10 protein-coding genes are annotated in these 11,810 nt (G+C 60.1%); 5 read left to right on the forward strand and 5 right to left on the reverse strand.

Annotated features, from left to right (window positions below):
* The first annotated feature begins 7 nt into the window (after positions 1-7).
* From NDN01_RS20375 to NDN01_RS20390, 4 genes are read left to right on the forward strand one after another with little or no spacing between them, the layout of a single operon-like run.
* Positions 8-1,462, forward strand: coding sequence for a Wadjet anti-phage system protein JetA family protein (locus tag NDN01_RS20375; RefSeq protein ID WP_272623669.1), 1,455 nt, complete (start codon positions 8-10; stop codon positions 1,460-1,462).
* Entirely contained in the window at positions 1,452-2,153 is a 702-nt protein-coding gene (locus NDN01_RS20380; protein ID WP_272623670.1) for a DUF4194 domain-containing protein, read from the forward strand. The genes NDN01_RS20375 and NDN01_RS20380 overlap by 11 nt, the downstream gene beginning before the upstream one ends.
* Positions 2,150-5,560: an SbcC/MukB-like Walker B domain-containing protein gene (locus NDN01_RS20385; RefSeq protein WP_272623671.1), complete on the forward strand. Its 3,411-nt coding sequence runs from the start codon at positions 2,150-2,152 to the stop codon at positions 5,558-5,560. Before NDN01_RS20380 ends, NDN01_RS20385 begins: the two co-directional genes overlap by 4 nt.
* Positions 5,561-5,579: 19 nt before the next feature.
* The gene (locus tag NDN01_RS20390; protein WP_272623672.1) at positions 5,580-6,719 is read left to right on the forward strand and encodes a Wadjet anti-phage system protein JetD domain-containing protein; all 1,140 of its coding nucleotides are present in this window, start codon (positions 5,580-5,582) and stop codon (positions 6,717-6,719) included.
* A 145-nt stretch (positions 6,720-6,864) separates the two neighbouring features.
* On the opposite strand, the gene NDN01_RS20395 is transcribed toward NDN01_RS20390, so the two are convergent.
* From NDN01_RS20395 to NDN01_RS20415, 5 genes are all read right to left on the reverse strand, one after another.
* Positions 6,865-7,941, reverse strand: a complete 1,077-nt coding sequence (locus NDN01_RS20395) for an IS5 family transposase (RefSeq protein WP_272621981.1) — start codon at positions 7,939-7,941, stop codon at positions 6,865-6,867.
* Between the two features lie 206 nt (positions 7,942-8,147).
* Entirely contained in the window at positions 8,148-9,287 is a 1,140-nt protein-coding gene (locus NDN01_RS20400; protein ID WP_272623673.1) for a hypothetical protein, read from the reverse strand.
* A gap of 149 nt (positions 9,288-9,436) precedes the next feature.
* Positions 9,437-9,664 (reverse strand): hypothetical protein, encoded by a 228-nt coding sequence (locus NDN01_RS20405; RefSeq protein WP_272623674.1) that lies wholly within the window; start codon positions 9,662-9,664, stop codon positions 9,437-9,439.
* A 47-nt stretch (positions 9,665-9,711) separates the two neighbouring features.
* Positions 9,712-10,428, reverse strand: a complete 717-nt coding sequence (locus NDN01_RS20410; RefSeq protein WP_272623675.1) for a hypothetical protein — start codon at positions 10,426-10,428, stop codon at positions 9,712-9,714.
* Positions 10,429-10,440: 12 nt separating this feature from the next.
* Complete coding sequence (locus tag NDN01_RS20415) at positions 10,441-11,226, reverse strand: hypothetical protein (RefSeq protein ID WP_272623676.1); 786 nt, start codon at positions 11,224-11,226, stop codon at positions 10,441-10,443.
* Positions 11,227-11,301: 75 nt separating this feature from the next.
* On the opposite strand from NDN01_RS20415, the gene NDN01_RS20420 reads away from it, so the two are divergent.
* On the forward strand, positions 11,302-11,754 hold the full coding sequence (locus NDN01_RS20420; RefSeq protein ID WP_272623677.1) for a nucleoside 2-deoxyribosyltransferase: 453 nt from the start codon (positions 11,302-11,304) through the stop codon (positions 11,752-11,754).
* Positions 11,755-11,810: the final 56 nt, after the last annotated feature.

An 11,810-nucleotide genomic window follows, 5' to 3' on the forward strand; every position in this document is an offset into this window, starting at 1 on the left:
AGCGGAAATGATCAAGTGCGACGGCGCTGATAGCCGGCAGGATGCGCTTTTCTCGCATCTGCCGCCAAAGCTGTTCGCGCCGTTGGCATCACCCGCAAGGCGCGCTTACGCCCGTCTCATCCTCGCACTCTACCATCGCTTTTTCGATGGCGAAGCTTTCGGATCCCACCGGAAGGAAGATGTTCTTGCCTTCATCGCGCTCGAGATCGAGCGCAACGCGGATATGGCCAATGAGTTCGCGACTGAAGCGCACAATACGGATCTCAGCCAAAACCCGGCCATGGTTTATAAGAACCTCTTCGAGGCCGGCTGGATCGACGAGCACAAACAAGGCTACGTCGTCGTCGTGGACATCGATGCGTCGGTTTCGATGCTCTACGAAGCGCTCGACGGCATAAACGACGGCGAGGCGATCCACTTCGGAGGCACCCTTGCCGCAATCGAGAGCGTCATCGAGAAGCTCAAGGACGAGCCGGCTGAGCGCGCCTCCACCCTCGCCGACTGCGCCCAACGTGCCCGGCGCTTCCAGCAGCACCTCGCCGCCATAGTGGGTTCGCTTCGCCTGTACGAAAAAGCGATTACGAACCGCCCCGAGCCCGCCCACATTCTCGCGCACTTCTTCGACCAGTTCGTCGAGAAAACCCTCATCGTCGATTATCGGGCTCTCAAGACGCGGAACAACCCGTTCCGACACCGCGACGCCATCATAGCAGCCATCAGCCTTTATGAGAGTGAAGACGCAACAGTCGAAGCTCTGGCGCGCGGATATGCGGAGCAGGGATTAGCCATCACGCCCGAGGACGCGCTGACCAAGGTTCGGCAGCACCTCCATCTGGTCAAGACCATATTCTTGCGTGTGGAAGAACGGCTGGAAGATATCGACGCGTTCCGAATCCGCCTCGAACGCCGGATCGCGCGCACCATCACCTATATGAGCCAGGTTGACGCTTCGATTACTTCGCGGCTGAGCGGCATGATCCAGCACCTCGTCGCCCGTGCGCGCGACTGGTCTGACGAGATTTCGTTCGATACCGATCTGACCGACCATATCCGGTGTTGGGGACCGGACGACCTCAGCACGCCCCGGACCGCAACAACAAAGGTCTCCCCGACGATCATGCCAGTACGGGAGCCCGACCCGCTCATCACGGAATATGATCGCCTTCGCCGCGAATATCTGCTTCGCCTCACTATCACGCCCGAAAAAATCGATGAATATCTGACGAAATCGCTGGCCGGCCGGTCCGGCCTGGAGGCGGCCGATTTTGTCGTCGATGACACAGAACAGGCCCTCATTTTCCAGCGCATGCGGATGATGTCCACACTGCCGAATAGCGACATCGCCCGGCGCTGGCGTGTCACGTTCAAGGATGGCGCGCTTCTGGAAACCCGCTGGACGACCTGCTCCGACTTCACGATCGAAAGACTCGTCGCCGAGGAAGGCCGCCTTCATGCTGTTTGACTTGGAAGAGCTTCTGCAGAAGCCGCAGAATCAGGACGTCGAGGCGTCCGAATTCCGCGTCATAGCCAGTCGCATGCTGCGGCAGCAGACCCTCTACAGGGACGATTGGAATAGCAGGCCGACCTATGATTTCCTCCTGCGTTTCCGGCTCTACTTTTCCGATCTATTCGATGCGCTGGGCCTCGATCTGGTGATCTCCGAGCGCGACCTCACTATCACTTTGAAGCCGCGGGAGAGTCAGGCTCGGGCGCGTCTCTCGCTGGACGAAACGGTACTTCTGCTCTCGCTGCGGGCGGCTTTCGAACAGGGGGTCGCCAGTTTCGATGTAGGCGACCATGGTGAGGTGCGGATCACCTCAATGGAACTGCTCGAGCGTTACGAAGCGACGACTGGGCGCGCCAGGCCGGCATGGCCCCGGGTCCGCGATATCCTGAAGGAGTTTAAGCGGCGCCGCTTCATCGCGCTGGAGGAGGAATTCCCGGAAGAGAGCGGTATCCAGATCGTGGTGCGTCCGTCCATCCGGGAGCTTACCGGCGAGGGTTATCTCGCGCGCATCGACGAGTTCCTGGCCGCGCGCAGCGGGACAGAGGATGAGACTCCGCCCGCCGGCTCCGCTGCGAACGACGAAGATGCCTCCCAGTCAACGAGCCTGGATGATGACGAAGTAGCGCGATCGGAGGGCCGTCAATGATCACGCTCTCGCGCATCGTCCTGGTCAACTGGTATACCTTCTCCACCCAGGACATCGACGTTCGCGGCTCCATCGGCCTCTTCGGCCCGAACGGAGCAGGAAAGTCGTCGATCCTCGACGCTATCCAGGTCGTCCTTACCGGGAATAACAGCAACCACCTTTCCCTGAACGCGAGCAGCAACCAGAATACCGGCCGCCGCAAGACCGAGGAGAAGCGGTCCGTCCGCGACTATTGTCTTGGCAAGGTGCAGGGCGAGGTGCTTCGTCGTACCAGTATCTCCTATGTCGCTCTCGTATTCGAGCGGCCACGAGACGGGCGTGTCTGGACCATCGGCATTGGCCTCAGCGCCCGGGAGCAGGACGTGTCTGAGGAGATCCTCTGCGCGTTCATTGCGCCGGACCAATCGCTGCGAGCAACGGATTTTCTGGGCGAATCTCCCGACGGACGTTACCCACTTTCCCACGAGGATCTTCTGGTCGCGCTGAAACGCGTCGCCGGTTTCGAGAATTTTGGCCATCGGCCGACCAATTTCACCAAGCACATCCTCAGTACGTTGCGCGCCAAGACGGGCTACATCGCCGAGCCCCGGCGCTTCCTTACCGCGATCAAGAACGCGCTGCGCTTCACGGACATGGAAAGCGCCAATCAGTTTGTCCGCACCTTCCTCCTCGATGACGACAAGATAGACATCGAGACCCTTCGCAACTCGGTGGCTACCTGGCGTGGCTTTCAAGAGAAAATCGAGCAGCTCGAGGCGCAGAAGATCCGGGTTAACGCCGCCATCGGCGAATATAGCGAACTGATCGAGAAATTAGAGGACGAGAAGCGGCTTCGCTGGGTCGAAAGAAAGGCGGAGCGTGATCGGGTCGACCATCACCTTTCTTCGCTGCGACGCGAAAATTCCGCCAAGCAGGTAGAGCTAACGGAGCTGGAGGTAAGGCTCGCCAGTACGCGTGGGCGCAAACAAGCTACGAGCGATGAGATCAAGGATATTCGCCGCTCGCTGGCAACGGACCAGAGGGAGCTCGCGATCAAGAGCTTCCAGCTTGATCTCGGCGAAGCCGAGAAGCGTCTTGCTGAGGTTCGATTGCGCCATGCCAGCTACCTAGCCGTGTTGGGTGGTTCGGCCTCAATTCTTGCGCATCTCGTCGCCACCTACGGCAAGGATGAATATGCGCGGGCCAAGGCAGCCTGCGAGGCTCTCGTCTCACGCATGGATTCCGAAACATCCGTCGCTTCCCGCGACATCGACTCTGCGGTCCGCGGCACGGTTGAGCCGCTGGAGGCGTATGTTCAGCTTGTTGACGATGCCTATGTCAGGAGCGTCGGTGAGCGGGCCCAAATCCAGATCGAGCTCGAGCATACCCAAGAACAATTGCGCGACCTCATCGAGGGAAAGGCGCTCATCGGTCGGGCGACACAGTCGCTCGTTGAACGATTGGCAACGGAAGACATCGAGGCGGTCCCGCTCTCGAATCTGGTAGAGGTCATCGACGAGGACTGGCGCGATGCGGTCGAGACCTTCCTCGGTCCAGCGCGCGAAGCGCTGATCGTCGATCCTTCGGACGCGCGCGATGCCACCTCCTATCTGCGAAGGCACCGTCGCGACTTCATCGGTTGTCAGGTCGTCAACACCACCAAGACCCACGAGATCTCGGCACGTGCCCAACCGGACAGCTTGGCTGCGATCCTCGCAACCGAGGATCCTCACGTCCGTGCCTTCCTCAACCGGCGGTTGAACTCTGTCGTGCGCGTAGACACCGAGGAGGAATTGCTTCGCGTCGATCGCGGTATCACCATCGACTGCCTAATGGCAGCAGGCGGCTCAATCGAAGTCCGTCGTCACGCGGATCGACATCTGCTCGGTAAGGACACGCTTGCCCGAAACCGCCCCTTATTGGAGACGAGGATCGCGGAACTCGAGCAGCAACTCGATCACCTGAATCGCAAGGAGACGGACTATCGTAGGCTGCTCGAATCCATTCGAGGCTACCTTGCCGGAATCGCGGCCTCCGATGGGCTCTTTGCCCTGGAGAACGGCCTTAAGGACGCAAACGAGAAGTGTCTCGCTCTAGGCGACAATATCCGCACGCTCGAGTCGGAGCGACCTGCTGAGATTCGGCAGCGGCTGACTGACCTGGAGACCGACCTGAAAGGCCTCGCCGAAGATGAGGTTTCCGATGAGCGGGAGGTTCGCAAAGCCCAGTTCGCTTTGGCCCAGGTGCAAACCAGCCTGAACTCTGTCGAGGAGAATGCGCGCTCCGCCGAGGAGGCATTCGCGGCGGTAGACCATCTGACACAAGCCGAGCATGAGGACTGCGTGCGAGTCTTCGCATCTCTCCTTGGCCAGTTTGAAAACCTTGCCGCCGTCCGCAATGCCGCGCGCGATTCCGCCCTTCTGGCCGGCCGGCGCGCCCAGACGCTGGCCGGCTCCGCACCTCGCCTCGCCGAAATCTATGGCCGCGACTATGAGGTAGCCGGGTGGGATGAAGCCATGTCCCATGGGCAAGCGCTTGCTTGGCTTGCCGACAGCCGCACCGTTGTCGAGAATCATCACCTGACTCAGTATCGCGACAAGGTCGAATCCGCCCGCGTCGCCATGGAAGAAGCGCTGCGCTCCGATCTTCTCCTCAAACTTCACAGCCGGATCGAGAGTGCAAAGGTCCAGATTAAAGGGCTTAGCCGGCAGCTCCGTACCCGCGTCTTCCACCGCGAGCGTTATGAGTTTGACGTAAAGCCAAATCCGGCCTTCCACGATATCGTCCAGGTGGCGAAACGCATCTATGAAAACGCCGCGGATGTCTCCACGCTATTCAAAGCAGATGCGGATCTCGATGGAGACGTCGCGCGCGGCGTCGCCAAAATCAGGGCCATGCTCGAAAGCGGCGACGATGTTTCCGAGATCAGCGACTATCGGAACTATCTCCAGTTCGAGCTGGTCACGCGGCGGATCGAGGATGATGAGATCGCCTCGGAATATTCGAAGCGCCAGGGCACCGGATCCGGCGGGGAGAAGCAGGTCCCCTTTTACATCGCTATTTCCTGCGCGGTCTCCAATGTTTGCCACCACCGCGAAACCCAGCGGGACAATCTGGGCCTCGGCCTGGTCATGTTCGACGAGGCATTCAACAAGTTGGATGGCCCCAACACCGGTGCATGCCTCTCGCTCATGAACGAGTTCAATCTGCAGGCGCTGGTCTCAGCGCCAACGGAAAAACAGCTCACTTTCATGGAGCACATGGACACGATCATCTCGGTCAACCGTATCGGGACCCATTGTCAGATCGACGTTGAATATCCGACCGACTTCGGAAGGGACATGTTCCGACAATCGAACCCGGCCAATGTGCCGCTCGAACAGTTCTTGCTCGAGCGCTCAGGTGCCGTCTCCGATGCGGCCGAGTGATTTCCCCGACAATCCAGCGGTGCGCCTGCTCACCACGCTAAGCGGTCGTTACGATCGCCAAAAGCCGGGTTCGCGAACGCCAAGCATCCGTGTCGACTTCGGTGATGCGACCAGTACTGAAGTTCACATCGCTGAGCGACTGTTGATCGAAGCCGAACGGTTGCACGCCGTCGGTGTCGAGCGCCCGAAGCAGACGCCTCATATCTTGCATCGTATAAGGCTTAAGGATCCAGCGGCGCTCTCGGCGTTTCTTGGCCGTGAGCTCGCCGCAAACAAGGCAAATGCGGCCTTGGATCGGATTGCGCCGTTGCTCGAAGGCGCCGCGATATGGGTCCAGGATGAGCTCGAAGAAGCCTTCACGAAGTGGAACCGCGGGGAGCGTGCGTTCCGCATCGATGCCGACCAGATCGAAAAGATCGAGGACCTGACCAAACTTCTCCTCGCCATCGATCATGGTGTGGACGGTCGCGATCTGCGCACTTTCAGCAACGCAGCCGGGGTCGATAGCAAAGCTTTCGAACGCCACAAGGGGACGATCGTGCAGATCGCCCGCCGTGTTTTCGGATGGGGGCCAGCGCCTGAAGAAGAGGTTCTCTCGCTGCTCGGCTTCAAGCCATTCTTTCAGCTCGTCCAGATCGCCGGGCCAATCGCCATCCCTGCGATGCGGTTGGACGCGTCGGAAGTGTCCCCCTTTATTGGCATCCCGCCCCTTGCCGTTCATGGGATCGATCTCATGCGTGAGATCGAAGTAATCCTAACGATCGAGAACCTGACCTCGTTCAACAGGCATACGCGGGAGGCCATGCAGCCCAATGCCGTCGTACTCTATTCTGGCGGGTTTCCGGCACGCCCGGTCGTCGACACGTTATGCCGCCTTCTGGAGCAGGCGCCAAACGCATCAGTCCACCATTGGGGTGACATCGATGCGGGTGGTGTGCGCATCTTTCGCAACATCGAGGAGCGGATCAGCCGAATGATCAGGCCCCATCTTATGGATCGGCAAATCGCGGAACAACATGGCCACGAAGCATCGCCGGTGAAAGCTCTCACACGCATCGCTGAACAGAACACTGGTATTCGCGACCTCGCGCTCTACCTGGCTGCCGAAGGTGCCAAACAGCTCGAACAGGAAAACGTCTCTCCCTGTGTCGTGCGATAGCGATCACCGCTTGGACACCTCGAAGAACGCCTTTGAACGGTGATGACGGCGTCGGCATGGTCTGGATGGCGGGTTTGCCGGCATCGACAAGGGCGTATTGGCCGGTTCGCTGCCCCTGAGGGTGCCTGATCTGGCGCAAATCCGGTCAAGCAGGCGCAACTCGGGCTTCGAGCCAGGCGAGGCGGCTGAAGTTGTAGGCGAGGTTGACCATGCCGATCTTTACCTTGGCGCGGGCGATGCCGATGGTGCGCACGAACAGCTTCATGCGGTGCTTTTGCCCGGCAAAGACGTGCTCGACGGCCGAGCGGACTGGTGACCTTGCGGCGTTGGCGCGGGCATGATGCGCCGGCAGGTCCTTGTTCTTCGGCTTGCGGAAATGGACCTTCGAGACAAGCCCGCGCTTCGCCATCGCGGCTTCGTTGCGCTTCGAGCGATAGGCGGTGTCGGCCCATACCGGCGATGCGGTGTTCCTCGGATCGAGCAGCCCCTCGAACGGCCGGCTGTCGTGCGCGGCGGCACTGGTCACCTCCCATCGTCGGATCAGGCCATGGCGGCGGTCGATCCCGGCGTGGTTCTTGTAGCCGAAAACCGGCACCGCGATCTCGACACCTTTGGCCTTCATCTCGCTCGCCTCGCTGCGCTTGCGGCGGCCGCGCTTTATCGTCCAACGCGCGTCGGTGTCCTTCTGCCGGCGCTTGGCTGGCGACCAATGTCCCGGCGTGCCGCCGCCCTTGATCGTGACCTTCTCCTCGTCGCTCAGCTTCTGGCGTGGTGCCGCCACGACGGTCGCGTCGATGATCTGCCCTCCCATCGCCAGATAACCCGACCCGTGCAGCGCATCGTCGAAGCCCGCGAACAGCTTCTCGATCGCCTTCGCCTGGACGAGTTGCTCGCGGAACAACCAGATCGTCTTGGCATCGGGCACCCGGTCGCCAAGCCCAAGCCCCAGGAAGCGCATGAACGACAGCCGGTCGCGGATCTGGAACTCGCACGCATCGTCCGACAGGCTGTACAGCGCCTGCAGCACCAGCACCTTGAACATCAGTACCGCGTCATAGGGTGGCCTCCCGCCGCGACTGCGATCCGACCGCGCAAGCGCTGCATCCAGCACCGGCCGGAACAACGCGAAATCAACCACCGCGCTCAGCCGTTCCAGTGGATCCCCCGCCGCCGACAGTGCCGCAAGCCGATCATCAACATCGAAGAAACCGCGTTGTACCATCGCTGCCTCCCGTTCTCACGGGATGCAGTGAATCATCTCACGCCCTCAAACGCCATAGGTTTTTAGAGGCGTCCGCTTGGCAACTTGCGGCCGGCCGCTAATGGGAGCGGCATCTATAAAACAAACAATCAAAGTTCGAGCGACACAACAGCTCGAAGGGCCGCGTTCAGCCTGACAGCTTTCGGGTGCTGGGCGCTATGAAGCGCTCATCCGCTCATCGTCGGGACGGCGGTATTAATCCGAGCAACAGGAGTGCCGGCAGGTGAGTCCGTTGGATCCGACGATAGCTGTTGAGTGGGAGAATGTGGCCAAGCTGGGTCCCACGCATAGATCTTGTAGCCCGCGTCATCGCGCTCGTCAGTGTCCACTACGCCCGCGAAACTCAGCGGCGAGCCGGGAGCGCTCGGGTTATTCCACCGAGCTCGTATGTGGTCCTCGACCGTGCCGGTCTCGCCCGTTCGTGGTCCGAGCCTCGACCTGGAATTGAGATACCGGTCGATCGAACCAGTAGGCCGCCACTCACGCTCGAGCGCCTCAAACCTTATAGGGCCCGCTATGGAGGAGCGAACCGCGAAGCCCATCTGGAATCGGTATATGTTCTCGAATCCATCGAACTGATCCACTCCGCTGCAGCACGCGAAGCCATCGGACAGATACTGGAACTCGTTGTCGGCGCAGCCAAAAGCCAACTTGGCCGATCCGCACACCTCTCGCATCTCAAGAATTGCTCCGAGCTTGAGATGCCGCGGCAGGACATATTCTCGGCCGTCCCGAACAGCGCCTTGCTTCGCATAATCCTCACGTGCGAGCTCGATGAGCTGGTTCTCGGTGCGCTCTAAAGGAACCTTGAGGTGCTCGATCGAAAGATGGCACGCTCCCGTTGAGCGCAGCGAGCGGACATAGGGCTCAATCTCACCTGCGACGCTCGGCAAATAGGGCTGCAAGCGAAACGCGACCTTCACGCCCGCTGAAGTTAGGCGTTCTGCCGCGCGTAGCAGCCGCGACGGCGGCGTCGCGCTTGGCTCGATCAGCGATGCTGCGCGATCATCGACGCTAACCAGCGAAAACTGGACGACGGTGTTGGGATTGCCGGCGAGGATCTCGACATAGGGCTGCTCGGCTGCAAGCTCGCCCTTCGTGCTGATGACGGTCGGATAGCTGCGCCCGCTTAGAGCCCTCAGGAACGCCAGCGAGACCTGATGCCGGCGCTCGGCTGGCTGAAACGGATCGCTCATTCCGCCAAAATGCACCGGCACGCGACGTCGAAGCGCCTGTGCGACGACCGATGTACTGCCCGCCCTTGCCGCGTTGAAGGCGCGCTCGAGCGCGCCAGGATCCGCTGGCAAAACGCGACTCTCCGGAGAGTTCCCACCTCGTACCCGCGCGAAGCAGTAGGCGCAGGAGAAGCCGCAGCCCCGGTAAGAATCGAGCCGGAGCGGGAGCGAGCAATGAGCGAACTGCCCCGACCAAGACAATGGGTTAGTGTAGCGCGTCGTCACTTGGCAGTGCAGCGGGCTGACCGGTGCTTAGGTCGGTCGAATTTGGGCGGTGCTGGCGCCAGCTTTTCCCGGGGATTGATCGGCTGCTCGCATTGCGACCCGACCCGCTCGTGAATCTCGATTACCTTGACCGCCGGATCGACCGATTTACCGCCACCACCAAAGCTAGGAACGATACGCGATAGCGAGCCGTCGATCACAGCGAGCGCCAGGGTTGCGATCACCACGCCCCACCAGCTGAAGCGCCCAGGTATGGTTCTCCAAGCCGTCTTCATATAAGGCCCAACGCCAGCACCACCATGGCGCAGATCGCGCTTCCAATGAATCCGTAGAGCGCGAGATGCGTCAATTGCTGCTCATATTGATCGAGATAGCCCTGATAAACGATAAGTAGGTGGTACTGGATTAGCTCGTTTCGTAGCTCATCCTTCTTGTTTTCCGACACCGTCTCTCGCGATAGGCTGCTCAGGTTCTCGAGATATCGTTCAAGATCTTGCGATAGGCCCCGATCGCGAAATCCCGCTGGAAGATAAAAAGGCCGATAGCTCATTTTCAGGAGCGGCTCGGCGGCGTAATAAAAATATTTCGAACTGTTCCCGAGCTTGTGAAGATAGAGCCAGGGATATCGTGTTCTCGCCTGGGCAAAGAACCAGATCAAGATCAGCAGAGACACAATAGTGACGTTGGCGTACAGTGCCATCAGTGCCAACGAAAACGCACCCAAATTAGCAGGAATTTTCTCGCCGAAGGCAAGCGCGAAGCTTAGGCCCGCCGCACCAAAAGCTACGATCTGCTTGGCGATTCCGACTACCTCCGGGGTGAACTCAGGCTTTACCGTAAGGGAGCCACGCCGCTTTCGCACCTTCTCGATGAGATAGTCGAGGCGGGCCTCGGCCTTTTTCCCATATCCGATGGACACGATGAGGCTGTTGAGCTCCGCCTCGACCCGATCCTCGAGTGATCTTGTTTGCGCCGCCGGGCCCGTCACTATCGAGCCAACCTATTGAAGCGGAGGGCCCACCAGCCAAAATAAGGTCCGCGCGGCATCTATTCTATCCCCCTGACTTTCCAGCAGCCACCGAAAGGCTTTGCCTTCATACAATGGATGGAGCGGAACCCCGCCAAGCTCATAATCTACTCTCGCCTCGTAGCGAAATTCGGGGTGTTGGGCGAGCGGCGCCGCCTCGATGGTCACATTGCGTATCGCCCATGCCGCAGCCTCTGGGTCGAGAATCTCGAGCATCGACAAGATCCAGTTCCGGCGATCCGGTCCGACATTCACCAGAAGCAGGCGGCAAACGCGTCGTTCGCGCGAAAGTCCAAGGAGCACGGACAGTGCGGTCGCGCCACTTCCGCATGCGAGCACTATCGTGTTCAGATGATTGGGGAGGTTTCGAACCTGCGCGCTGCAAAGCGAGTAGAAGAGAGGGTCAGGCGCTGCGGGGCGCATACCAAAGGGCACGATCAGGTCATCAGATCTACAAAGACGCCGCGCCTCGGCGAAGAGAACGGTGTGCCGTCCGCTGGCGCAACGCTTGACCTCGGCGCCGAGCTCTTGCGCAATGCTGATTGGCCGGGTCATCATCTGGCCACCGCAGAAAACTACGCTAGGGATGCCCAGATACCGCGCCACGTCCGCCACTATGGCCGATTGGGGCGAGTGAATAGACGCGGCGGTGATAACGCGTGCCGCGCCCGAGCCGATCACCAGTGCAGCACACTGCCTAAGCTTGCCGCCACGTGTCCGGCCGGAAGGCTCAAGTGAGAACAAATCATCGCGCTTCAACCACCATTCCCCGTGCTGGCGGACAGGTGTCAGGCTCGTTAACAATCGTATGACATCGTCTGGGGGAGCAATCATTTGAGCAAGCCATTGGTTTATCTGGCGGGCCCGATAACTGGGACCGTTGAGGGCGAGGACGATTGGCGAGAGCAATGCGTCAAAGCGCTCGCGCCAACAATCGTGACGTTAAGTCCGACGCGTCAGACCGTCGAACGAATCGACGAGACGGGCGAGCTAACCGACGCGGATCGGCTTCGGCTTATGCAGCACGGGCGGAGCATCGCCGCGCGCGATCGCTTCGATGTCAACCGATGCGACGTTTTGCTTGTGAACCTGCTAGGAGCGAAGTCTGTATCGATCGGTACTGTCGGCGAAATTTTCTGGGCCGACGCGTACCGCAAGCCGATAGTCCTAGTGCGGGAAGCGGGCAACATTCATACCCACGCAATGATGGATGCTCTGGCCAGCTGGATTGTTCCTAGCTTGGATCAGGGCCTTGAGATCATCCGAACATTGCTCGCATCCGAATGAAGGTGCGAATGATCACGGCCGATGAAAAGGAAAATGCTCGACTGCGTCGCGAGAAG

Source organism: Sphingomonas sp. QA11 (assembly GCF_028473665.1).
In the GTDB taxonomy this organism is placed as follows: Bacteria; Pseudomonadota; Alphaproteobacteria; order Sphingomonadales; family Sphingomonadaceae; genus Sphingomonas; species Sphingomonas phytovorans.